Source organism: Streptomyces sp. NBC_00557 (assembly GCF_036345995.1).
GTDB lineage: Bacteria > Actinomycetota > Actinomycetes > Streptomycetales > Streptomycetaceae > Streptomyces.
Window position 1 is genome coordinate 990,039 of the sequence record NZ_CP107796.1, and the last position, 23,462, is coordinate 1,013,500.

A 23,462-nucleotide genomic window follows, 5' to 3' on the forward strand; every position below is an offset into this window, starting at 1 on the left:
GGACCACCTTAGCCAGGCGCCGGCAAGCCAGGAATTCCCCTCTCGTCAGAGCGTTGAACAATGGGTGAGCAGCACACTGATCGCCCGGACCCGGTTCTCCGTCCTCGACCGCTCCCGCATCCGGGAGGGGCGTCCGCCCGGCGAGGCGCTGCGGGACACCGTCGCGCTGGCGCGGGAGGCGGAGGCGCTCGGCTACCACCGGTTCTGGGTCTCCGAGCACCACGGGGTGCCCGGCGTCGCCGGTTCCGCGCCGACCGTGCTGGCCGCCGCGGTGGCCTCGGCCACCCGGACGATCCGGGTCGGCACCGGCGGTGTCATGCTCCCCAACCACCAACCGCTCGTCGTCGCCGAGCAGTTCGGCGTCCTGGAGTCGCTGTTCCCCGGCCGGATCGACATGGGGCTCGGGCGGTCCGTCGGCTTCACCGACGGAGTGCGCAAGGCCCTCGGCCGGGACAAGGAGGCCGCCGGAGACTTCGGGACGCAGCTGGGCGAGCTGCTGGCCTGGTTCGAGGGCGGCTCGCCGGCCGGGGTGCACGCCCGCCCCTCCGAAGGCCTGCGGATCCCGCCGTTCGTGCTGGCCATGGGCGAGGGCGCACGGATGGCGGCGCATGCCGGGCTGCCGATGGTGATCGGCGATCTGCGCGCCCGCGAGCGGATGCTGCGCGGCATCGACCAGTACCGCGCGCTGTTCCGCCCCTCCCCGTGGGCGGCCGAGCCGTACGTCGTGATCTCGGGCACGGTCGCGGTCGCCGGCACCGAGGCGGAGGCGCGGCGGCTGCTGGTCCCGGAGGCCTGGTCGATGGCGTACTCCCGCACCCACGGCGCCTTCCCGCCGCTCGCGCCGGCCGAGGAGATCGAGGCCCGGCCGATGACCGCGAAGGAGCGCGACCTGTACACCTCGCACCTCGCCGGGCACATCGCGGGCACCGGGGAGCAGGTGGCGCACGAGCTGGAGACGGTGCTGAAGGAGACCGGCGCCGACGAGGTCCTCGTCACCACCAGCTCCTACGACCGTACGGCCCTGCTGGACTCCTTCCGGCGGCTCGCCGCGCTCTTCGCACCCGGCCACCGAACAGACCCCGAGATGCGAACCCTGTCGCGCACGGGGAACCTGGGAGGGGAAGCCTCAAGCGACGAGGAGGGCTGCCATGTCCTTCATGGACAGGATCAAGGGCATGCTCAAGGGCCATGAGGGCATGGCCGACAAGGGCATCGGCAAGGGCGGCGACTACGTCGACCAGCGCACCGGGAACAAGTACCAGTCGCAGGTCGACACCGCGCAGGACAGGATGAGGGACGAGTTCGGCACCCGCCCGAACCAGGACAACCCGCCGCAGTCCTAGTGAACGGGGGCGGGTAGAGTCTCCCCCCTATGCACAGCCCGCACGATCCCTGCGTCCGTGTCCGCGGCGCCCGCGAGCACAACCTCAAGGGCGTCGACGTGGACATCCCACGGGACGCACTGGCCGTGTTCACCGGTGTGTCCGGCTCGGGGAAGTCGTCGCTGGCGTTCGGCACGATCTACGCCGAGGCGCAGCGGCGGTACTTCGAGTCGGTGGCGCCGTACGCGCGCAGGCTGATCCACCAGGTCGCAGCGCCCAAGGTCGGCGAGATCACCGGGCTGCCGCCCGCGGTCTCGCTGCAGCAGCGGCGCGCGGCCCCCACCTCGCGCTCCTCGGTGGGCACGGTCACCAATCTCTCCAACTCCCTGCGCATGCTGTTCTCCCGCGCCGGGGAGTATCCGCCGGGCGCCGAGCGGCTCGACTCGGACGCGTTCTCGCCGAACACCGCGTCCGGCGCCTGCCCGGAGTGCCACGGCCTGGGCCTGGTGCACGACACCACCGAGGAGTCGCTGGTCCCGGACCCCTCGCTGTCCATCCGCGAGGGCGCCATCGCCGCCTGGCCCGGCGCCTGGCAGGGCAAGAACCTGCGCGACATCCTCGACGCGCTCGGCTACGACGTGGACCGGCCCTGGCGCGAACTGCCCGCCGAGCAGCGGGAGTGGATCCTGTTCACGGACGAGCAGCCGGTCGTCACCGTGCACCCCGTCCGTGACGCCGGCCGGATCCAGCGGCCGTACCAGGGCACGTACACGAGTGCCCGCCGGTATGTGCTGAAGACCTTCTCGGACACCAGGTCGGCGTCCCTGCGGGCGAAGGCGGAGCGGTTCCTCACCAGCGCGCCGTGCCGCGTGTGCGGGGGCAGCCGGCTGCGGCCGGAGGCGCTGGCGGTGACGTTCGGCGGCCGGACCATCGCCGAACTGGCCGCGCTGCCGCTGACCGACCTGGCGGGCCTGCTGCACGGCCGGGACGAGACGGCCCGCGTCCTCACCGAGGACCTCAGGTCCCGCATCGCGCCGGTGGTCGAGCTGGGCCTCGGCTATCTCAGCCTCGACCGCTCCACCCCCACCCTGTCGGCGGGCGAGCTGCAACGGCTGCGGCTGGCCACGCAGTTGCGGTCCGGGCTGTTCGGCGTGGTGTACGTGCTGGACGAGCCGTCCGCCGGGCTGCACCCGGCGGACACCGAGGCGCTGCTGACCGTGCTGGACCGGCTGAAGGCCGCGGGCAACTCGGTGTTCGTGGTGGAGCACCACCTGGACGTGGTGCGCGGCGCCGACTGGCTGGTGGACGTGGGCCCCGGCGCGGGCGAGCACGGCGGGCGGGTGCTCTACAGCGGGCCGCCGGCCGAACTGGCGTCGGTGCAGGAGTCGGCGACCGCCGCGTACCTCTTCGACGAGTCGCCCGGACCGGCGCGTGAAGTCCGGGCGCCGCGCGGCTGGCTGAAGGTCGGCCCGGTGACCCGGCACAACCTGCGCGCGGTGACGGCCGAGTTCCCGCTCGGCGTCTTCACCGCCGTGACCGGGGTCTCCGGTTCCGGGAAGTCCACGCTGATCGGGGAGTTGGCGCAGGAGCCGGCGGGCGTGGACCGGCTGGTCCGGGTCGACCAGCGGCCGATCGGGCGTACCCCGCGCTCCAACCTGGCCACCTACACCGGCCTGTTCGACGTGGTGCGCAAGGTGTTCGCCGGCACCGAGGAGGCGCGGGCCCGCGGCTTCGGCGCCGGGCGGTTCTCCTTCAACGTCGCCGGGGGGCGCTGCGAGACCTGCCAGGGCGAGGGGTTCGTCAGCGTGGAGCTTCTCTTCCTGCCCAGCACGTACGCACCCTGCCCGGACTGCGGCGGCGCCCGCTACAACCCCGGGACGCTGGAGGTGACGTACCGGGGACGGAGCATCGCCGAGGTGCTGGACCTGACGGTGGAGGCCGCGGCGGAGTTCTTCGACGACATCCCGGCCGCCGCCCGCAGCCTCGGCACCCTGCTCGACGTGGGCCTCGGCTATCTGCGGCTCGGCCAGCCGGCGACCGAGCTGTCCGGCGGCGAGGCCCAGCGGATCAAGCTGGCCGGCGAGTTGCAGCGCGGCCGGCGCGGCCACACCCTCTACCTGCTGGACGAGCCGACCACCGGGCTGCACCCGGCCGACGTCGAGGTGCTGATGGACCGGCTGCACGGGCTGGTCGACGCCGGGCACACGGTCGTGGTGGTCGAGCACGACATGACGGTGGTGGCCGGCGCGGACTGGGTGATCGACCTGGGCCCCGGCGGGGGCGACCGGGGCGGCCGGATCGTGGCAACGGGAACTCCGGCCCGCGTGTCCCGGACCGAAGGCAGCGTCACGGCGCCTTATCTGGCGCGGGTCATGCCCTGAGACCCTGTCGGCTTCAGCCGGCGTCCGAGGGCTTTTCCGGCCGCACGGGATCGGCGAGTTCCAGATCGGCGATGCGGTCGGCGAACTGTGTGACCCAGTCCGGACGCTCCCAGGCGTAGCTGTAGGCCCAGGGAGCGATCCCCAGGAGCGGGGCAGCACCCGGCCTCGCGGCCAGGGGGGAGCCGCGGACGATCTGCAGCATGTTGAGTGAGAAGTCGATGCGGCCACCGGTGGCACGTTGCATGTCCTTCAACCAGTGCAGCTGGTGGTCGGCCTCTTCGAGGGTCTCCCCCGGTAAACCGAAGATCAGGTTGACCACAACGACTATGCCCTGGCCGGTGAGTGCCGTGACCACTGCCTCGATGTCCGCCAGTCGCGCTCGCTTGTCGATCAGCAGTTGCCCACGGGGGCTGACGGTCTCGACTCCGAGCTCCACTGTGCGCAGCCCCGACTCGGCCAGCAGAGCAGCCGAGTGGGTGAGCCGCCTCGTCACCTTGGTCGTGGCGCTCCATTCGACGGCCTGTCGGCGAGCCAGCAACGCTCGGGCAAGACGCTCCATCATCACCGACGTCAGCAGCGAGTCCTTCAAGGAGAAACGCCGGATGCCGTGAGTTTCCGTCAGCTCGGCCAGTGCGTCGACGGCAGGGTTCTCGTACAGGTCGGTCGTCTCCGGTTCCACCTGCGGATAGGTGCAGAACGTGCAGCGGCCGTAGACGCACCCACGCGTGAACTGCACCGGCAGTGTCAAACGGTCCTGCGGATAGAGAGCCAGTTGCGCAGACGTGAAAAGGGGTGTGTACGCAAAAGCGGGCTCGGACGGGAGGACCGTCTTGCCGTGCGGCCGCGCCGTTGTGCTGGGATGCCGTCCGACGCGCCCCGGCGTCTCGTCTGGATTCCTCAGCAGCCGGACGAACGCGTCCTCGCAGTGGCCGGGCAGCACGACATCGATGTGACGCCGGTAGCGCGCGTCCGTGTGCATCGACTGCCCGAGGAGAGTGACGTGGCTGCCGCCGACGACGGTGACGATCTCGGGGTGACGCTGCTTCACCAACTGCAGAAGCAGCAAGCCGACAAAGACCTGGGAGGGCCCCATGAGGGACACCCCGAACACCCTGGGTGGCCAGTCAGGACGTCCGAAGAGCGTTTCCTCGAGCCATGCCGACAGTGCGCCCTCCGAGGCCACCTGCGTGAGGCACCGGTCAAGCGTGTCGAACGCGTAGTGCATACCTGCGATCGGTTGCTCGCCTGTCGGCAGGAACAAGGGCCGTTCCTGAGCCAGTCCGAAACAGGAGAAGAGTTCACGCGCGGCGGCCTGGACGAGGGCGCGGTCCTTGCCGTGATCGCCCAGGGCGTGGCTGGGTCGCCGACGAGCAGTGTCGCGAAACCGATTGACGTAGGCGATGTTCAAATCGACCACGCTCAGGTGCACACCCTGCTGCTCCGCCACCCGCGCCAGCACGGCCGGCCCGAGCGGCGGATTGGTGTCCGAAGGGGAAGGCGGAGGAATCACTACCATGCCGGGGCTTTGGAAGCCGGAACCTGACGACAGAGACTTCACCCTCATCCCCCCGGTTCGGTGTCAGTTGCGAGGTTCCAGGATCGCGCGGAGGTCTCTGATTCTGTAGTCCGCTTCGCACTTCCGGAAGGGGAAGTCCGCGTGTGCGTACAGGTAACTGGTACCGCCCGCCACTTCCTTCAGACGCATATCACTGGGCGAGTCGCCGATGAAGACCAGGCGGTCGTAGTGCCTGTTCTTCAAGTGGTCACGCAGGACTCCCTTCTTTGTCGCTCGCTCCTGCGCGGCATGGCCGTCGACCGCATAGCGCGAACCCTCCGGAAAGAAGGGTGCGATCCCGAGCGCGTCGATGAAGATCTTCAGGTTCGCAGCGCGGGTGTTGGAGATGAGAATCTGATCCCAGTCCGCGTGCTGGGCGATCGACCTCAGCACATCCAGTGCGTAGTCGGACGGCTGCAGCCACCTGCACTGAAGCGTTATGTCTGATTGGGACAGGTCGAAGCAGTCGTCCTGAAGCCGGGACCACGTCGGGTACGACTCCTGCGGCAGCAGCCACTGGAAGTACTCGTACCACTTGCTGCCGTACAGCTTCATGCCGTCCTCGTACGTGAACCGTTCCTGGTACCCGTGACGTTCCAGCACCCGATTGGACACATCGACCACGGCACGGTCGTTGCCCTGCTCTAAGGTACCGTGCAGGTCCCAGACGAAAAGCTGTTTCATTCAGTCTCCTCAAGCAGTCGTAGCTCACCGATCACGGCCGCGAGTCCTCTCACGAGCACTCCGTCGATGCCGGCGTCCGCCAGCCCGCGGACCAGTGCGAGAAGCTGAACCCTATCCCGCTCCGCAACACCCGCGTCGCGTACTTTCATCACATCGGCAAATGAGTACATGTCGACAAATTGACGCGTGGGTGGGATGGTTGCCGCGTATTGCGGATCCCGCAGCATGCGCAGCACTCTACCGGGCGTGAGAACCAATGGGCGATAGGGAGCGGAGTCACGGTAAGGGGGATCTGCGGTCCTGGGTAGATCACCGTAATAGTAGAGAACGTACCCCGGCGTGATTTCCCTGATGTCCGTGTTCTGTTCCAGGGCATGCCAGAATTCTGTCAACCCGTACGAGTCGCCGAGATGGCACAGACCCCACCACAACGAGACCCGAAGAAACGGATGCTCTTCGTCGGCCAGCACGGTGCGCAGCTTCGCGACGGGCTCGGTAGCGGTCCGCGAGATCAGGTAACTGATCAGGTTGCAGGCGATCAGCGTCTCTTCCGGGCTCAGTCCTCTGCAGACGCGCGCCAGTCCGTACGCGTTCGCGAGATTGCGTGAGACCTCGTTCGACGGCGCACTCCGTAGTTGGCCGATCAGGTAGTGCCGCATCTCACGGCTCAGATCGAGCCGGCAGGCCTCCACGATGGACTCCGGAGTGGCGTGTGCGGTCAACACCTCCGCCACATGCCCGGCCAGCAAGTACTCGTAGAAGGAGTAGTGGATGAATTCTCCGACTTCACGGCCGGCGGTTTCACGCCGGTCCAGGATGTAATCCAGCGCGCTTCGCACACACCCTGTCGGGCCGAACTCCTGGAGCGCTCCCTCGATCGGCTTCAGGTCGACGGCCACCTCTGCGTGCGAGCCATGCCGGTGCACTTCCCAGGCGAACCGCTGCCACAGCCTGAACACACTCTCACTCATCGTGTACGAGCGGCGCCGCATGTCACCGTCGGCGATGCGCGCCAACTTGGCCACATACTCCCCGTAAAGAGTGATGCTGTCGCTGAAACCGTCGAGGACGTCGCCCTCGCTCACAAAGGTCAACATGCGTGCGTGCAGGGGACGACTGGCCACACGAGCCAACCCCGGCGACTGCCGCACCACCTCGTACAGGTCAGGGTTCGGCAGCTTTCCCGCGCCGCGCAGGCGCTCGACGTACTCCCTGAATTCTTCTGTCACACGCCAGGGCTCGATCCGGTAGATCTCGTCGAACACCACATCCGCCTGATGAAGAAGAGCAGAGCTTTCGAAATCACGCGTACGTGACGTCACCATGCACGGAAAGCGGGAGAGTGTATCGGTGAGGAGCGACGGGAGGGTGTCGACATGTGTCCAGGCGGTCAGCGCCTCGTCCAGCCCGTCGAGAAGCACCACGACCGCGCCCGGTGCGGCCTGCGACACACTCAGCCACGTGGGATCGGTCCCCAACTGCTCGACATCGCCCGCACGCAGCACGACGGGAACCAGGCCCGCCTCTGCACAGGCCAGCGCCACGCGGTAGAGCACGAGGGTCTTGCCTGCCCCCGGCTCCCCCAGGACCAGGCACGAGCGGCCAGAGCCGAGGACCCCCGGCAACTGCACCGTGGCCGGACCCGGCGACTGGCCTCGCGGTGAGTAGTGTTCGATCCGGGTGTCGACAGCGAGTCCCGAGCGAACCAGTTCACCGAGGCTCATGTCCAACGGGTACGCCGTTCGGCGCCGGCCCAGGCGGCCGACGAGAACAGCCGACGCGGCACGTATTCCGTCGGTGTCCTGTGACAGCTCTTCGGCAACCGTCCAGCCGTCTGTACGCCCGGAAGGCGGCGCGGTCGCCTGAGCGCCGGCCGTTTCCAGCGCCTCGGCGACAAGCGCGCTGATCTCCTCTGCCACTTGGCGGATGATCAGTGGCTCGTACCCCTTGCGGAAACGCTCCACGCTGACGCCCTGAGCCTGCGCTGCTGCTCTTCTCCGCTGAGCGGCCGGCCAGAACTTCGTACCCTGCACAAGGCCGAAACAGTATTGGGCGGCTTCCCCTGCCCGATCACCGCCCAATCTGTCCACCGCGACGGAAAGAAGACGCTGGATCATTCCCGACGACACCGGCAGGTCGTCGGTAACGCCATGGACTTTTCTCACCGCTGTGCCGAGTGCGGGAAGTGAGAGATCACGGACGGCGGTCAGGCCTCGTTCTCTGAGAAGTCGAAGATCGATTGTCAGGGTCTCGACGTCGTCGTGCGAAACGTCGGGTGCCCCCATCTCGACCGCCATGACCCGATGATGCCCGCCTGGTGACCAGGCAACAACCAGCCCGTGTCCAAGAGGCTCCTGTTGACTGGATTTGGCCGACCCGGAGCGGTGTCGGCCGATCGCATTCGGCAGCTCGTTTTTCGGGGAGAAACAATGGATTGGTCCGAGCACATGAGGCACTTCTACGACATGGTGCCCCACTTGGCGGCGGTGGCATCGTCAGTAAGGGTGGCAGGTTCGGCGATCGAGGTGGTTCGCTCGATGGTGGGCCCCTGTCGGAGGTGCCGTCAGCGGGCCGTGCGGGGGTGCTCTGGCCGGGGGGCGGGGTCCGGCAGGCCGGGCCGAGGCCCGGGCAGCGGCCGAGCGGCCAGGGCGTGGCCGGTGACCAGGGCCGTATGGGTCCAGGCCGGCTCGGTGGTGAGCGGCTGGGCCGCGTGGGCGAGGGTCCGGCGGTCGGGGTGGGTGCCCGGCGGGATCGGCGGCCGTACCTCCACCTCCGCGATCAGGCCCCGGGAGCGGGCCACCCGCCACAGGGAGGCGAGCAGGGTGTCCTCGCCGACGAACGCCGCCGCGGTGCCGGGTCCGCCGTCCGCCTGCCGGTAGCGCAGGGCGACCGGCTGCACGGGCACGCCCGCGTCCAGCGCGGCCTGGAAGACGGCCCGGCGGAAGCGGCCGTGGGCGCGCCCGCACCAGGTGCTGCCCTCGGGGAACGCTGCCACGGCCGCACCCTCGCGCAGCGCATCGGCGATCCGGGCGACCGTCTCGGGCAGGGCCCGGATCCGGTCCCGCTCGATGAACAGGGCGCCGCCCCGGGCGGCCAGCGCGCCCGCCACCGGCCACTGCCGGATCTCGCTCTTGGCGAGCATCCGGGCCGGGCGTACGGCGGTCAGCAACGGGATGTCCAGCCAGGAGACGTGGTTGGCGACCAGCAGCAGTCCGGCGGCCGGTGCGGCGGCGCCGGTGACGCGGACCCGGACCCCGGCGGCCCGCACGATCGCCCGGCACCACCGCCCGACCCACCCGGCGGGGATCCTCCCACCGAGCGGGGACAGCGCGATCCCGGTCAGGACCAGGACCGCGACCGCCGTCAGCCGCAGCACGGCGCGGGGTACGGCCGCCGCGGCCGGGACCGGCTCCACGCAGTGGCCCGGGGTGCAGGGCGCGGCGGGCAGCCAGACGCTCATCAGGCCGGCACGAGGGAGAGGAAGTGCCGCAGATAGCGCGGGTTGATCCGGCGCATCGACAGCAGCACGTACAGGTCGGCGACCCCGAAGTCGGGGTCGTGCGCGGGCTCGCCGCACACCCAGGCGCCGAGGCGCAGGTAGCCGCGCAGCAGGGCGGGCAGCTCGCTGTGGCCCGTGGGGGCCTCGGCGTTCGGGATCCACGGCAGCAGCGGCCGTACCCGGAACTCCTCGGGGGCCAGGTGCTTGACGCGCACCCGCTCCCAGGTGGCCGTCGCGAGGGTGCCGCCGTCGGCGAGCGGCACCGAGCAGCAGCCCGCGAGCCACTCGTGCCCGCGGTCGGCCATGTAGCGGGCTATTCCGGCCCAGATCAGGCTGATGACGGCGCCGTCGCGGTGGTCGGGGTGCACGCAGGAGCGGCCGACCTCGACCAGTCCGGGCCGGATCGGATCGAGCGCCCCCAGCTCGAACTCGCCCTCCGAGTAGAGCCGGCCGGCGACGGCGGCCCGCTCCGGCGGCAGCAGCCGGTAGGTGCCGACGACCTGTCCGGTGCCGGTGTCGCGCACCAGCAGGTGGTCGCAGTACGCGTCGAAGGCGTCGATGTCGTGTCCCGGCTGCGGCGTGGCCAGCAGGGCCCCCATCTCACCGGCGAAGACGTCGTGCCGCAGCCGCTGCGCGGCCCGCACGTCGTCCTCGTCGCGGGCGAGGGTGACGGTGTAGCGGGCCGGTGCGGCGGGCTGCGGGGGGCGGTCGAGGGTGGAAACGCCGGTCATGGCTCTCTCCTGGTCACGGGCCGGTTCGGCGAGGACGGCGGGCGCCGTGTACGGCCCGCCGCTCCTGTTCTTCCGACGCCGGTTGGCGTGCGCGTGACGTGTGCCGGGAGAGCGGATGTGGGGATGTTGAACGCCGGGGGCCCGGCGATCACGGGAAACGAGACGGGGCCGGTGAGCACCATCCCCGGCCCCGCCCGTTCGTCCGTGCGACGAACGTCTGCTGTGCGGTGGGGCTACCGCTTGCCCGCCTTGCGGGTGGCCCGCAGCCACTCCTTGTTCATGTTCGTGATGGACATCAGGGGGATGCCCTTGGGGCACGCGGTGGCGCACTCCCCGGCGAGGGTGCAGCCGCCGAAGCCCTCCGCGTCCATCTGCGCGACCATGTCCAGCACCCGTGTCTCCCGCTCGGGCGCGCCCTGCGGCAGCACGTTGAGGTGGTTGACCTTGGCGGAGGTGAACAGCATCGCCGCGCCGTTGGGGCAGGCGGCCACGCACGCCCCGCAGCCGATGCACTCGGCGTGCTCGAAGGCGTAGTCGGCGTCGGCCTTCGGCACCGGCGTGGCGTGCGCCTCCGGGGCGGATCCGGTGGGCGCGGTGATGTAGCCGCCGGCCTGGATGATCCGGTCGAACGCGGACCGGTCGACGACCAGGTCCTTGATCACCGGGAACGCGGCGGCCCGCCAGGGCTCGATGTCGATGGTGTCGCCGTCCTTGAAGGACCGCATGTGCAGCTGGCAGGTGGTGGTGCGCTCCGGGCCGTGCGCCTCGCCGTTGATCACGAGGGAGCAGGCGCCGCAGATGCCCTCGCGGCAGTCGTGGTCGAAGGCGACGGGTTCCTCGCCGGAGAGGATGAGCTGCTCGTTGAGGACGTCCAGCATCTCCAGGAAGGACATGTCGGACGAGATGCCGTCCACCTCGTACGTGGACATGGCGCCTTCGGCGTCGGCGTTCTTCTGGCGCCAGACGCGCAGGGTGAGCTTCATGCGTAGCTCCGCTGGGTGGGGTGGACGTACTCGAAGACCAGGTCTTCCTTGTGCAGGACGGGGGCCTCGCCGGTGCCGGTGAACTCCCAGGCGGCGGCGTAGGCGAACTCGTCGTCCTTGCGGGCGGCCTCGCCGTCCGGGGTCTGGGACTCCTCGCGGAAGTGGCCGCCGCAGGACTCGGTGCGGTGCAGCGCGTCGAGGCACATCAGCTCGGCGAGTTCCAGGTAGTCGACGATCCGGTTGGCCTTCTCCAGCGACTGGTTCAGCTCCTCGCCGGTGCCGGGGACCTTGATGCGCCGCCAGAACTCCTCGCGGATCTGCGGGATGCGCTCCAGGGCCTTGCGCAGCCCGGAGTCGGTGCGGGCCATGCCGCAGAACTCCCACATCAGTTCGCCGAGTTCGCGGTGGAAGGAGTCGGGGGTGCGGTCGCCGTCGACGGACAGCAGCAGGTTCAGCCGGTCCTCGGTCTCGGCGAGCACCTCCTGGACCACCGGGTGGTCCGGGGTGATCTCCTCGGTGCGCGGGTTGCGGGCCAGGTAGTCGTTCAGGGTGGCCGGCAGCACGAAGTAGCCGTCGGCGAGGCCCTGCATCAGCGCGGAGGCGCCGAGCCGGTTGGCGCCGTGGTCGGAGAAGTTGGCCTCGCCGATCGCGAACAGGCCCGGGATGGTGGTCTGCAGGTCGTAGTCGACCCACAGGCCGCCCATCGTGTAGTGCACGGCCGGGTAGATCCGCATCGGCACCTCGTACGGATCCTCGTCGGTGATCCGCTGGTACATGTCGAAGAGGTTGCCGTACTTGGCCTCGACCGCCGCCCGGCCCATGCGCCTGATGGCGTCGGCGAAGTCCAGGTAGACGCCTTGACCGCCGGGGCCGACCCCCCTGCCCTCGTCGCAGACGTTCTTGGCGGCGCGGGAGGCGATGTCGCGCGGGACCAGGTTGCCGAAGGAGGGGTAGATGCGCTCCAGGTAGTAGTCGCGCTCGTCCTCGGGGATCTCGTTGGGCGGGCGGGTGTCGCCCTTGGCCTTGGGCACCCAGATCCGGCCGTCGTTGCGCAGCGACTCGCTCATCAGCGTCAGCTTGGACTGGTGGTCGCCGGTGCGCGGGATGCAGGTCGGGTGGATCTGCGTGAAGCAGGGGTTGGCGAAGTACGCGCCGCGCCGGTGCGCCCGCCAGATCGCGGTCGCGTTGGAGTTCATCGCGTTGGTCGACAGGTAGAACACGTTGCCGTAACCGCCGGAGGCGAGGACGACGGCGTCCGCGAAGTACGTGTCGATCCTCCCGGTGATCAGGTCGCGGGCCACGATGCCGCGGGCCCGGCCGTCGACCACGATCAGGTCCAGCATCTCGGTGCGCGGGTGCATCTCCACGTTGCCCGCGGCGATCTGCCGGCTGAGCGCCTGGTAGGCGCCGAGCAGGAGCTGCTGGCCCGTCTGGCCGCGGGCGTAGAAGGTGCGGGAGACCTGGACGCCGCCGAAGGAGCGGGTGTCGAGCAGACCGCCGTACTCGCGGGCGAAGGGCACGCCCTGCGCCACGCACTGGTCGATGATCTCCACCGAGATCTGCGCGAGCCGGTGGACGTTGGACTCGCGGGCGCGGAAGTCGCCGCCCTTGACGGTGTCGTAGAACAGGCGGTGGATCGAGTCGCCATCGTTGCGGTAGTTCTTCGCCGCGTTGATGCCTCCTTGCGCGGCGATGGAGTGGGCGCGGCGCGGCGAGTCCTGGTAGCAGAACTGGACGACTTGGTAGCCCTGCTCGGCCAAGGTGGCGCCCGCCGAGCCGCCGGCGAGCCCGGTGCCGACGACGATGACCGTGTGCTTGCGCCGGTTGGCGGGGTTGACCAGCTTGGCCTCGAAGCGGCGCTTGTCCCAGCGCTCGTGGATCGGTCCCGACGGCGCCTTGGTGTCGGCGACCGGCTCGCCCGTCGCGTAGTTCAGGTATGCGGTCATGTCAGCTCACCACTCCGGTCATGACGCCCACGGGTACGGCGATGAAGCCGGCCGTGAGCAGCAGCGCGAGGACGTTGGCGACGGTCTTCAGGGCGCGGTCGCGGGCGCGGCTACCGACGCCGAGGGTCTGGGCGGCGCTCCAGAAGCCGTGCCGGATGTGCAGGCCGAGCGCGAGCATCGCGACGATGTAGATGACGTTGCTGTACCAGTGGGAGAAGTCGTCGACGACGTTCTGGTACGGGTGCCCGCTGCGGAAGTGGCCCGGGTGCACGGTGCCGGTGGTCAGGTCCAGGACGTGCCAGACGATGAACAGGCCGAGGATGATCCCGCCCCAGCGCATGGTGCGGGTGGCGTAGCTCGCCCGGGGCCTTGTGTGCACGTACTTGCTGGGCCGGGCCCTGATGTCGCGGCGGCTGAGCTGGTAGGCGGAGGTGGCGTGGGCGACCACGGCGACGACCAGCACGACCCGGATGAGCCAGAGCGTCCACTCGTAGTGCATGAAGGGTTCGCCGACGGTGCGCAGCCAGTGGGCGTAGTGGTTGAACTCGCCCGCGCCGAAGAAGATCTTCAGGTTGCCGATCACATGGGCGACCAGGTACAGCAGCATGATCACGCCGCTGACGGCCATCACCGTCTTCTTGCCGACGGAGGAGTCCCACATCGTGCGCGCCATGGACGGCCGTCGGTCCGTCCGCGTTGCCAGAGCCATGGAACAGCACGCTAGGACCGAAGGTCCCGATCGGTCCAAGACATGGTACGGCTCGTTTCCATAGGCGCAGGCTATGCTCGCTGGATGCAGTTCCAGCAGCTCCAGTACTTCGTCGCCGTGGCCGAGACCCGGCACTTCACCCGGGCCGCCGAGCTGGTCCATGTCGCCCAGCCGTCGCTGTCCCAGCAGATCAAGGCGCTGGAGCGGGAGCTGGGCGCGGATCTGTTCCTGCGCGCCCGGGGCAACATCACGCTCACCGACGCGGGCGAGGCGCTGCTGCCGCTGGCCCGCCGCATCCTGGCCGACGCGGACACCGCGCGGCAGGAGGTGCAGGAGCTGGCGCAGCTGCGCCGGGGCCGGGTGCGGCTGGGGGCGACGCCGAGCCTGTGCACGGGCCTGCTCCCCGATGTGCTGCGCGCCTTCCACGACCGCTACCCCGGCATCCGGCTGCTGGTCGAGGAGGGCGGCTCGCACGACCTGGTGCGGGAACTGGCACGGGGCGCGCTGGACCTGGCGCTGATCGTGCTGCCGCTGCCGACCCCGGCGCCCGCGCTGTCGACGGTGGAGCTGCTGCGGGAGGAACTGGTGGTGGTCTCCTCCCCCGAGGCGCCGGCGCCCGGCCGGGGCGAGCGGGCGGTGCGCATCGCCGACCTGGAGGGCGAGCGGCTGGTGATGTTCCGGCACGGCTACGACCTCAGGGAACTCACCGTCGCCGCGTGCCGCTCCGCCGGGTTCGAGCCGGAGTTCGCCGTGGAGGGCGGGGAGATGGACGCGGTGCTGGGGTTCGTGCGGGCGGGGCTGGGCCTGGCCGTCGTCCCCCGGATGGTGGCCACCCGGTCCGGGCAGGGCCTCAGGGTGACCCCGCTCGCCCGGCCGGGGCTGCAGCGGACCATCGCCCTGGCCCACCGCAGCGACGTGGCTCCGCCCCGGGCCGCGCGGGAACTCCAGCGGATGCTGCTGGAGCGCTGAGCGGTCCGCCGTCAGCCGAGGACGGCCGGCCTCAGCACCTCCTCGCACCACTGGCGGAAACCGGTGGGCGCCGTGTCGGGGGTGCGCGGGGCGGAGGCGCCGTAGAAGCCCTGGGCGGCGAGGGCGCGGACCATGTCGGTCAGTCCCTGTGCCGCGGCCTCGGCGGCGCCGTGCGCGAGCAGCGCCGCCTTCTGCTCCTCGGGAGTGACCTCCTGGAAGCGGACCGGCCTCTCCAGCACCTCGGAGACGACCCGTGCCATGTCCTCGGGGGTCAGCTCGTCCGGGCCGACCGTCGGCACGTCGGCCTGGCCGGTCCAGGAGCCGTCCAGCAGCAGCCGCGCCGCCGTGTCGCCGATGTCCCGGGTGGTGCAGGTGCGCAGCACCCGGTCGCCGCGCGCCGCCATGGTGAGGGTGCCGCCGTCGCGGATCGCGGCGGCCTGCCGGAGCAGGTTCTCCATGAGGTACGGCGGGCACAGCGCCCGGTGGTGGACGCCGGTCGCCCGGATCGCCTCGTCCATCGCCAGGGTCACGGAGATCTGCCCGGCGTTCTCGGCGATCCCGCGGCCGAGGGTGGAGACGCCGACGACCCGTTCGACGCCCTGGGTCGCGATGGCGTCCACGAGGGGCCGGGTGAAGTCCTCGAAGTGGCCTTCGAGACTGTCCACGGTGAGCGACGGCGGCACGAGCCAGAACACCCGGTCGACGCCCGCGCAGGCCTTGGCGACGACGTCGGGGTCCGCGTGCGAGCCGGGAACGGCCTCGACGCGGGCGCGCACCGCCGGGGACAGGCGACCGGGGTCCCGGACGATCACACGGACCGGGCCGGCCGCGTCCGGCGCGTCGAGGAGGCGGCCGAGCACGCGGCTGCCGATCTGGCCGGTGGGAGTGGTGACGAGGATCATGGGGTCTCCGCGGGAAACAGGTGGTCTGGACACGCAGTGATCTGCGTGCCCGAGCCTGCCCCGGGCCGTCACGGAACTGAAGGACCGGCCGGCTCACGGTTGTTGCCCTCAGGGCAATACCGAAGGCGGCGGGAGCCGTGGCCCCGGCCGGTCCGCGCGGGCGGTGACGGTCAGCCCGTGGCGTCCGCCAGGGCCAGTTCGTGGAGCCTCTCCGGTGGACCGGGTCTCGCGTAGTACCAGCCCTGGGCCGTGTCGCAGCCCAGGATGCGGAGCTGTTCGGCCTGGGCGCCGGTCTCCACGCCCTCGACGGTGACCGCGAGGTCGAGGCTGTGGGCGAGGGAGACGATGCCCTCGACGATCTTCAGGTCGACGGGGTCGGCGGGGAACCGCTGCATGCCCTGGGTGAAGGAGCGGTCCAGCTTGAGGACCCGCACCGGCAGGCGGCGCAGGTTGGCGAGGTTGGAGTAGCCCGTGCCGAAGTCGTCCAGGGCGATGTCGACGCCCATCTCGGCGAGCCGGTGCAGCGGTTTGAGCAGGTCGTCGTCGGCGCCGATGAGCGCGGACTCGGTGACCTCCAGGCACAGGGCGTCGGGGGCGACGCCCGCGCGCTCCAGGATGTCGACCGTGTCCTGGACGAGGCCCGGATGACTGAGCTGGCACGGCGACAGGTTGACGTTGATGCGCAGGGGCCCCGCGGCCTTCTCCGCGCCGTGCCGTTCTCGCCAGGCGCGGGCCTGCCGGATCGACTCCTCCAGCACCCAGCGGCCGAGCGGGACGATCAGGCCGGTGTGCTCGGCGAGCGGGATGAAGCGGTCGGGGCCGAGGACGCCGTGCTGCGGGTGCAGCCAGCGGACCAGGGCCTCCGCGCCCCGGACGCTGCCGTCGCCGAGGTGGACCAGCGGCTGGTACTCGATGAAGAACTCGCCGCGCTCCAGGGCGGTCGGCAGCGCCGTGGTCAGGCCGTGCCGGGTGATCGCGCGCGCGTCGGCCTCGGGGTCGGCGAGTTCGGAGCGGTTGCCGCCCGCCGATTTGGCCCGGTACATGGTGATGTCGGCGCTGCGCAGGACCTCCGCGGCCGTACGCTCGCCCGCCGGGCCCTCGACGATGCCGAGGCTGCCGCGCACCAGCAGGTCGCGGCCGTCGATGCTGACGGGCGTGACGAGGGCGTTCATGATGCGGTCGGCGAGTTCGTCGACCTTGCGCTCGGTGCCCGGCCCGGTGGTCAGCGCCACGAACTCGTCGCCGCCGAGCCGCGCGACCATCTCGCCGGGCGCGGTCGCGCAGGACTGCAGCCGGTCGGCGACCTCCACCAGCAGCCGGTCGCCGGCCGCGTGCCCGAGGCTGTCGTTGATGGTCTTGAAGCCGTCCAGGTCCAGGTAGCACAGGCCGAAGCGCTGGCCCTCGCCCGCGTTCAGCGCCTTCTCCAGGCGCTCGAAGAACAGCGTGCGGTTGGGCAGGCCGGTGAGCGCGTCGTGGGTGGCCTCGTAGCGCAGCCTCAGGTTGAGCAGCCGGCGCTCGGTGGTGTCCTCCATGAGCGCGAGCTGGTACTGCGGATCGCCGTCGGCGTCGCGCAGCAGGGAGACCGTCAGGTTGGTCCACAGGACCGTTCCGTCGGGGCGGTTGAAGGCCTTCTCGAGGTGGTAGTGCTCGCGCTCGCCGCGGACGAGCTCGTCGTAGAGCTTCCAGGTCTGCGGCGCGTCCTCGGGGTGCACCCAGTCCTGCACGCGGCGGCCGCGCAGGGCCTGGTCGGAGAGCCCGAACATGCGCAGCAGCGCCTTGTTGACCTGCAGCACGTTGCCGTCGAGGTCGGCGATGCCGATCCCTATGGCCGCGCCCTCGAACACCGCGCGGAAGCGGGCCTCGCTGGCGTGCAGGGCCTGCGCGACCACCCCCTGGGCCCTGAGCGCGGCCTGGGCGATCGACTCCTGCTCGGCGAGCGTGCGCGCGCGCAGCGCCTCGGCGTACCCGGCGGCCATCGCGTGCTGCAACCGCGAGCAGCGCAGGCGCGGTTCGTCCTGGGGGCCGTCGCCCGCGCAGTACAGGACCAGATAGGCGTCGACGCAGTCCAGGGTGCGGGTGAGCGCCTCGGGGTCGGTGCAGTGCGCGGTGACCAGGGCGGCGCCGATCGCCTTGGCGCCCTCCCCGTCGAAGACGCGGGCCCGCAGCAGCTCGCTCAGCCGGCGTGCGAGCGGCAGCAGTTGCTCCTCGAACTCCTGACGGGTCAGCGACGTCGAGGTCACCGGGTAGACCGCCCGGCTCCAGATCGTCGTGAACCGGCGCAGTCTGTCCTCCGGCCCGTCCGGCTCGGCGCTCACGCCGTACGCCCCACGCCGGCGAATCCGGAGAAGGCGAACGGGTCCTCGTCCTCCGGCGCCGACTCCGGCCGCCAGAGCGGCATCGGCACCAGTCCCGGTTCCACCATGTCGTACCCCTCGAAGAACCGCGCGATCTCCTCGCGCGAGCGCATGATGAGCGGATTGCGAATGCCCCTGTATACGTCCACCGCGCCCTCGGCCCGCTCGGCGGGCAGCGGGATTCCCTCGTACGAGGCATGGGTCAGGATCAGCAGGCTGCCGGGCGCGAGCGCGTCGCGCAGCTCGGCCACCGCACCGTAGGGGTCGTCCGCGTCTTCCACGAAGTGCAGTATGGCAACGAGGAGCAGGGCGACCGGACGGTTCAGGTCGATCAGCCGCTCCACCTGGGAACTGGCGAGGATCTCCTGCGGCTTGCGCAGGTCCGCGGCGACCACGTCCGCGTCGTCGTTGCCCGCAAGCACCGCCTCGCTGTGCGCGACGGCCACCGGGTCGTGGTCGACGTAGACCACGCGGGCGCCCGGTACGGCCGCCTGGGCCACCTCGTGGACGTTGCCGAACGTCGGGATGCCGGAGCCGATGTCGAGGAACTGCGTGATGCCCTCGGCTGCCGCGAACCGGACGGCGCGGCGCATGAACGCCCGGTTGGCCTGCATGATCTTGGGCAGGCCCGGCATGAACTCCATCGCCTTGCGGGCCGCTTCCCGGTCCACCTCGAAGTTGTGCGATCCGCCCAGGTAGAAGTCGTAGATCCGCGAGACGCTCGGCACCGAGATGTCGATGCTCCGGGGGGCCCAGGCGGGGCGCTCCATGTATCTCTCCCAGGGTAGGCGGCAGGGGCAGGCGATCCCGTGTTCGAGCTGAGGCTACTGATCGCCCGCCAAAGGGGCGACCCGAACCGGAAATTGCCCGTCCGTTCCCCGCCACTGCCTGGGCAGTCGCTGTCGCGTGTGCCGTGGTTTGCCCGTCTTGCGCACGCCGTCCGCGGGGGCCCGGACCCCGCACAGCGGTCCGCCCCCTCCGTTGCGGTGCGGAGGGGGCGGACCTTCGGTGGCGCTCCGGGTCGGGCGGGGCGATCGACCCTGGGGAGGTGATCTAGTGGCCCGGCGCGCCGACCGGCTTTCCGTCGGGCGCGACGGCGTACCAGGTGCCGCCCACGCCCTGACCGTTGGTGTCGCCGGGGGCCTTGTCCCCGGAGAAGGTGTAGATCGGCCAGCAGTCGACCGTCATCTGCTCCACGCCGTCGGGCCGGGTGAAGCCCATCAGGCCCTTCTTCTGGACGCCCTTGGTGTCGTCGGCCTTGACGATGCCGACGGCCGGCCACTTCTCCAGGCAGGCCCCGGTGCAGTTGGAGACGGACTTCGGCCAGGCCTTGTCCTTGAGGAAGCGGTAGACGGTCATGCCGTTCCTGTCGACGACGATGTCGCCGAGCTTGGGGTCCTTGCGGACGGACAGACCGGGCAGGGAGGACAGGGAGGCCTTCTTGCCGTTCGGGGCCAGCGCGAACCACTTGCCGCCCACGCCCTGGCCCTTGGCGTCACCAGCCTTGGCGTCCTTGGCGTAGCGGTAGGCGGGCCAGCCGCCGATGGTGAGCTGCTTGGTGCCGTCGGCGCGGGTGACCTCGCCGAGCAGCGACTTGTCGATGCCGGCGCCGGCCGTGGCGTCGTCGGCCGGCACCGGCGGCCAGGTGGTGGCGCAGGCGCCCTCGCAGTTCGACTTGGGCGGATTCGCGGTGTCCTGGTCGAACCGGTACAGGGTGAGGCCGGAACCGTCGGTCACGACCTTGCCCAGGGTGGGGTTGGTGTCCGCGGTGAGCTTGCCCGCGGGGGCGGCCGGGGCCGGCGAGCCGGCACTCTGGTTGCCGTCGGCGCCGTAGCCGTTGCCCGCGCCGGCGCCGGCGCCAGCGCCGGTGGTCGGGCTGCCCGCGGGCGCGGTGGCCCCGACGTTCTGCGCCGCCGAGGACGGGGTGCCGTTGTCCTGACCGCACGCCGTCGTCAGCGCCAGCACCGAGGCGGCTGTGACCACCATCGAGGCGGTCCGCCAGGAGGTCTTCATCTCCAACTCCCCATGTCTGCCTGGTTGTTGCAGCGCCTGCCGCGCCGCCGCACGGTCATGGGTACGCATCGAGGGGGCGGAAGCGTTCAACGGGGAGGGGAAGTTCTTCGGGAATTTCTTTCCGGACCCTGTGACCGGGGCCGGCGGTGCGCGGCCCGTACCGGCGCACATTTCAGGCCGATCGCACTGCTCACCCCGTCAAACCACCGGTCGCGACATCTCCCCCTTTCGGAGCAAACCCGCAGGACCGCGGCGTACGACCCCTTCCCGCAACACATGATCTCGGCGTGCATGGACCCGAAGTGACCCGATGCGCGCCCGCCGCACGACTGTTGGCCCTGGTGACGCTGGCCTGGACGCTGGTGGGCTGCCCCGTGGGCAGCGCGTCGGCCGACGCCTGCGCGTACGCCTCGACGGGACCGGACGGCACGGCGGCGGTGGCCTACGCGGGCGGCGGCCACTGGCCGCCCCCGCCGCCCTGTCCGGCGCCCACCCCGTCCCCGTGCCCGCCGAGCCCCACGCCGCCACCGCCACCACCGCCACCACCGAAGCCGACACCGAAGCCGGTGCCGAAACCGCCCCGGCCGAAACCGGCGCCGAGGCCGCGCCCGCCGGCCCGGCCCGCCCCGGCACCGCCCGCGCCCAAGCCCCCGCCCCCGCCTGCCCCACCGCCGAAGCCGGCGCCCGCGCCGAAGCCGGAACCCGCTCCGCGGCCGTCGGTGACGCCGGTGACCTACCCGGCGTACCACCCGCACCCCGCCGCGCACGTCGCGCCCCGCCACACCACGCCGGTCACCTACGTGCTGCTCATCACCGTCCCGGCGATCGTCGCCGTCGCGGCCCTGCGCCCGCGCTGACGCGCCGGCCCCTCACCTTCTGGAGGTATCCGTTGCCGGATTGGCTTGTTCTCGTCCTCGCGATGCTCGCGGCCTGCGCCGTGGTGGTGGTCGTCACCGTCCTGCGGCACAAGCGGGCTCCCGAGGACGAGGATCCCAGCGAGACCCCGGACGTCATCGAGTACATGACGATGTGGATCGGCGTCGTGTACGCGATCGTCCTGGGTCTCGCCATCGCGGGCGTGTGGGAGGCCCGCAACTCCGCGCAGGACCACGTGCAGTCCGAGGCACAGGCGCTGCACGAGATCTCGGAGCGGGTCCGGGTGTATCCGCCGGATGTCCGTGACCGGATCCGCAGCGATGTCAACACCTATGTCGGCGATGTCGTCCACCACGAGTGGACGACGATGTACCGGGACGGGCGCGTCACCGACCGCGGCGCGCGGCTGCTGCGGAAGGTCCGTCAGGACGTCACCGACTACCGGCCGAAGAACGACTTCGAGGCGCAGGCCTACCAGCCGCTGCTGGACCAGACGGCCGCCGCCGACCAGGCGCGCAACGCCCGCGCCGGCTCCACCGGGTCCACCATGCCGCCGGTGGTGTGGTGGGGGCTGCTCACCGGGGCGCTGATCACCGTCGGCATGGTGTTCGCCCTGCAGATCCGGCGTACGAGACGCGAACTGATCCTCGCCGGCCTGTTCTCCGCGACCATCGCGTTCATGCTGTTCCTCATCTGGGACTTCGACGCCCCCTTCAGCCGGGGCATGGCGGTGACCGCGGAACCCTTCCTGAACCTGTTCCCGGGCGTCACCGGCTAGCCCCCGGCCGCCCGGCGCCACTGTCCCTTCCGTCCGCCGCGGAAGGGACGGCCCGGTGACGCGGCGTCAGCTCCGCTTCTCCCGGCGGCGGCGCAGCCAGTACGTGCCGCCCCCGACGACCGACAGGGTGACCAGTGCCGCGCCGGCGGCCATGTCGCTCGGCGTGGCGCCGGCGGCCCGGTTGCCTCCGACACCGCCGTGGACGCCGCCGAGCACGGTGAAGGCGTCCGGGCGGACCAGGGCCGTGCCGTCGCAGCGGACCGTGAGGTCGTAGCGGCCGGGGCGGGCGTCGCGGTCGAGGCGGACGCCGGCCCGCGAGGCGCCGCCGCCGGACGCGTCGAGTCCGGTGGCCGGGAAGGCGCGGGAGGACATGGTGCCGCCGTCGGGGCAGCCCTCCACGGAGACGGTGAGCCGCCCGCCCGCCGGGAGCACCCCGGGCGTGACGAGGATGCCACGCGGCCCGCCGTCGTCGTCCCGGGAGCCGCCCTCACGACCGGCGGATCCGTCGTGCCGGCCGCCGTTTGCCCCGCCCTCCGCCCGGCCGCCGTTTCCATGGTGCTCGTCCCTGCCGCGGTTTCCGTGCTGCTCGTCCAGGCCGGGGTGGTCCGCCCGGTCCGGACTGGTGTACGGGACGTCGCCGTTGCCCGTGTCGGCCGCGACCGCCACCGGGGAGGCGAGCCCGAGGACGGCGGCCGCCGTCCAAGCGGCCCTCAGGGCACGTGGGTTGCGCATGTGAACCTCCGCGGGAGGCGCCCGGGGCCGTCCCCGGTCGATCGGCGAGAAAACACCTCCCGGGACGACACTCGAGCGCGCGGAACACGCCCGCACGTCGAGAATGCTCTGTCCTGGTGACGCAACATCCCGCAAGAAAAGCACACAATCGGATATTGTCGCAGGTCACGTACCGTCAGAAACCACCGGGGTACGGCAACTCGGATGGCGCACCGCACAGCCCCTGCCGCCACCGTTCGCCGCTCACCCCGTCGCCCGCCGCGTGCGCGGGGATTTAGCGTTTTCCCATGCGCGAGGGACGTGGTGACGGGCACGTCGAGAGGGGATGGCGAATGTCTGCGTCCGAGCTGTTCGAACGTGCCGAAGAGGAGGAGCGGCGAAAGAGGCGCGCCCCGTGGGGCGTGACGGCGCTGGTTCTGCTGACCGGCATCGCGCTCATCCGCAACGGTTCGGGCGAGTTCGACGTCGGCCCGCCGCAGCCCGCCTCGGTGGCCGCCCCGGACAGCCGGCCCGCCACGGGCGCCCGCACCCACCCCGCGGCCCCGGCGCCGCTGGCGTTCTCCGCCGCCGCCCGGGTGCGGATCCCGGCGATCCGGGTCGACGCGCCGGTGATGCCGGTCACCCTGGACAAGGACGGCTGGATCGGCGCGCCACCGCCGGAGAACCCGGAGCTGGCGGGCTGGTTCACCGGTGCGGTCTCCCCCGGCGAGGAGGGCACGGCCGTCATCGTCGGGCACGTGGACAACCAGCAGGGCCCCGCCGTGTTCTACGGACTGGGAAACCTCAGGAAGGGAAACCGGATCGAGGTTCTGCGCAAGGACGGAAAGACCGCGGTGTTCGAGACCTACGGCGTCGAACTCTTCTCCAAGAACGGCTTTCCGGGCGACCGCGTCTACGGCTCGAAAGGAACTCCGGAACTGCGGGTCATCACCTGCGGCGGCGGTTTCTCCAAGCAGCACGGTTACGACGGGAACGTGGTCGTCTTCGCCCGCCTGGTCGCGGTGCGGTGAACCACCGCGACCAGGCGG

20 protein-coding genes are annotated in these 23,462 nt (G+C 71.0%); 7 read left to right on the top strand and 13 right to left on the bottom strand.

Translation table 11 applies throughout. The features are described 5' to 3' along the window. The first annotated feature begins 64 nt into the window (after window positions 1–64). The 3 genes from OG956_RS03785 to OG956_RS03795 are packed head-to-tail and all read left to right on the top strand — an operon-like array spanning window position 65 to window position 3,703. Entirely contained in the window at window positions 65–1,192 is a 1,128-nt protein-coding gene (locus tag OG956_RS03785) for an LLM class flavin-dependent oxidoreductase (protein ID WP_330336488.1), read from the top strand. Continuing rightward, window positions 1,149–1,343 carry an antitoxin gene (locus OG956_RS03790; protein WP_330336489.1) on the top strand — a complete coding sequence of 65 codons (195 nt, stop codon included), beginning with the start codon at window positions 1,149–1,151 and terminating at the stop codon, window positions 1,341–1,343. Before OG956_RS03785 ends, OG956_RS03790 begins: the two co-directional genes overlap by 44 nt. A 29-nt stretch (window positions 1,344–1,372) precedes the next feature. Further along, a complete protein-coding gene (locus OG956_RS03795; RefSeq protein WP_330336490.1) occupies window positions 1,373–3,703 on the top strand; it encodes an excinuclease ABC subunit UvrA in 2,331 nt (776 codons plus the stop codon). A 13-nt stretch (window positions 3,704–3,716) separates the two neighbouring features. On the opposite strand, the gene OG956_RS03800 is transcribed toward OG956_RS03795, so the two are convergent. The 8 genes from OG956_RS03800 to OG956_RS03835 all read right to left on the bottom strand — a co-directional run bounded on the left by OG956_RS03800 (window position 3,717) and on the right by OG956_RS03835 (window position 13,774). Further along, the gene (locus tag OG956_RS03800; RefSeq protein ID WP_330336491.1) at window positions 3,717–5,261 is read right to left on the bottom strand and encodes a B12-binding domain-containing radical SAM protein; all 1,545 of its coding nucleotides are present in this window, start codon (window positions 5,259–5,261) and stop codon (window positions 3,717–3,719) included. 21 nt (window positions 5,262–5,282) lie between these two features. Next, the gene (locus OG956_RS03805) at window positions 5,283–5,942 is read right to left on the bottom strand and encodes an HAD family hydrolase (RefSeq protein WP_330336492.1); all 660 of its coding nucleotides are present in this window, start codon (window positions 5,940–5,942) and stop codon (window positions 5,283–5,285) included. Next, window positions 5,939–8,239 (bottom strand): NACHT domain-containing protein, encoded by a 2,301-nt coding sequence (locus tag OG956_RS03810; RefSeq protein WP_330336493.1) that lies wholly within the window; start codon window positions 8,237–8,239, stop codon window positions 5,939–5,941. Before OG956_RS03810 ends, OG956_RS03805 begins: the two co-directional genes overlap by 4 nt. Before the next feature lie 266 nt (window positions 8,240–8,505). Beyond that, window positions 8,506–9,402, bottom strand: a complete 897-nt coding sequence (locus tag OG956_RS03815) for a lysophospholipid acyltransferase family protein (protein ID WP_330336494.1) — start codon at window positions 9,400–9,402, stop codon at window positions 8,506–8,508. Beyond that, window positions 9,402–10,172, bottom strand: coding sequence for a GNAT family N-acetyltransferase (locus OG956_RS03820; RefSeq protein WP_330336495.1), 771 nt, complete (start codon window positions 10,170–10,172; stop codon window positions 9,402–9,404). The genes OG956_RS03815 and OG956_RS03820 overlap by 1 nt, the downstream gene beginning before the upstream one ends. A gap of 233 nt (window positions 10,173–10,405) precedes the next feature. After that, window positions 10,406–11,155, bottom strand: a complete 750-nt coding sequence (locus OG956_RS03825) for a succinate dehydrogenase/fumarate reductase iron-sulfur subunit (protein WP_330336496.1) — start codon at window positions 11,153–11,155, stop codon at window positions 10,406–10,408. After that, window positions 11,152–13,101, bottom strand: a complete 1,950-nt coding sequence (locus tag OG956_RS03830) for a fumarate reductase/succinate dehydrogenase flavoprotein subunit (protein WP_330336497.1) — start codon at window positions 13,099–13,101, stop codon at window positions 11,152–11,154. The genes OG956_RS03825 and OG956_RS03830 overlap by 4 nt, the downstream gene beginning before the upstream one ends. A gap of 1 nt (window position 13,102) precedes the next feature. Continuing rightward, on the bottom strand, window positions 13,103–13,774 hold the full coding sequence (locus OG956_RS03835; RefSeq protein WP_330342729.1) for a succinate dehydrogenase: 672 nt from the start codon (window positions 13,772–13,774) through the stop codon (window positions 13,103–13,105). A 120-nt stretch (window positions 13,775–13,894) separates the two neighbouring features. Here OG956_RS03835 and OG956_RS03840 point away from each other — a divergent pair, with 120 nt between their 5' ends. Next, the gene (locus tag OG956_RS03840; RefSeq protein ID WP_330336498.1) at window positions 13,895–14,779 is read left to right on the top strand and encodes a LysR family transcriptional regulator; all 885 of its coding nucleotides are present in this window, start codon (window positions 13,895–13,897) and stop codon (window positions 14,777–14,779) included. A gap of 11 nt (window positions 14,780–14,790) precedes the next feature. On the opposite strand, the gene OG956_RS03845 is transcribed toward OG956_RS03840, so the two are convergent. The 4 genes from OG956_RS03845 to OG956_RS03860 all read right to left on the bottom strand — a co-directional run bounded on the left by OG956_RS03845 (window position 14,791) and on the right by OG956_RS03860 (window position 20,048). Continuing rightward, a complete protein-coding gene (locus tag OG956_RS03845) occupies window positions 14,791–15,681 on the bottom strand; it encodes an NAD(P)H-binding protein (RefSeq protein ID WP_330336499.1) in 891 nt (296 codons plus the stop codon). Between the two features lie 170 nt (window positions 15,682–15,851). Next, entirely contained in the window at window positions 15,852–17,996 is a 2,145-nt protein-coding gene (locus OG956_RS03850; RefSeq protein ID WP_330336500.1) for a putative bifunctional diguanylate cyclase/phosphodiesterase, read from the bottom strand. Beyond that, complete coding sequence (locus tag OG956_RS03855; RefSeq protein ID WP_330336501.1) at window positions 17,993–18,805, bottom strand: SAM-dependent methyltransferase; 813 nt, start codon at window positions 18,803–18,805, stop codon at window positions 17,993–17,995. Before OG956_RS03855 ends, OG956_RS03850 begins: the two co-directional genes overlap by 4 nt. Window positions 18,806–19,088: 283 nt before the next feature. Further along, the gene (locus tag OG956_RS03860) at window positions 19,089–20,048 is read right to left on the bottom strand and encodes an SCO0930 family lipoprotein (protein ID WP_330336502.1); all 960 of its coding nucleotides are present in this window, start codon (window positions 20,046–20,048) and stop codon (window positions 19,089–19,091) included. 728 nt (window positions 20,049–20,776) lie between these two features. Here OG956_RS03860 and OG956_RS03865 point away from each other — a divergent pair. Together OG956_RS03865 and OG956_RS03870 are read left to right on the top strand one after the other, a co-directional pair. Further along, complete coding sequence (locus tag OG956_RS03865) at window positions 20,777–20,905, top strand: hypothetical protein (protein ID WP_330336503.1); 129 nt, start codon at window positions 20,777–20,779, stop codon at window positions 20,903–20,905. Window positions 20,906–20,937: 32 nt separating this feature from the next. Beyond that, window positions 20,938–21,702 (top strand): bestrophin-like domain, encoded by a 765-nt coding sequence (locus OG956_RS03870; protein ID WP_330336504.1) that lies wholly within the window; start codon window positions 20,938–20,940, stop codon window positions 21,700–21,702. 66 nt (window positions 21,703–21,768) lie between these two features. Here the strand turns inward: OG956_RS03870 and OG956_RS03875 are convergent, their stop codons facing one another. Beyond that, window positions 21,769–22,434: a hypothetical protein gene (locus OG956_RS03875; protein ID WP_330336505.1), complete on the bottom strand. Its 666-nt coding sequence runs from the start codon at window positions 22,432–22,434 to the stop codon at window positions 21,769–21,771. 332 nt (window positions 22,435–22,766) lie between these two features. On the opposite strand from OG956_RS03875, the gene OG956_RS03880 reads away from it, so the two are divergent. Continuing rightward, window positions 22,767–23,444, top strand: coding sequence for a class F sortase (locus OG956_RS03880; protein WP_330336506.1), 678 nt, complete (start codon window positions 22,767–22,769; stop codon window positions 23,442–23,444). The last annotated feature ends 18 nt before the right edge of the window (window positions 23,445–23,462 follow it).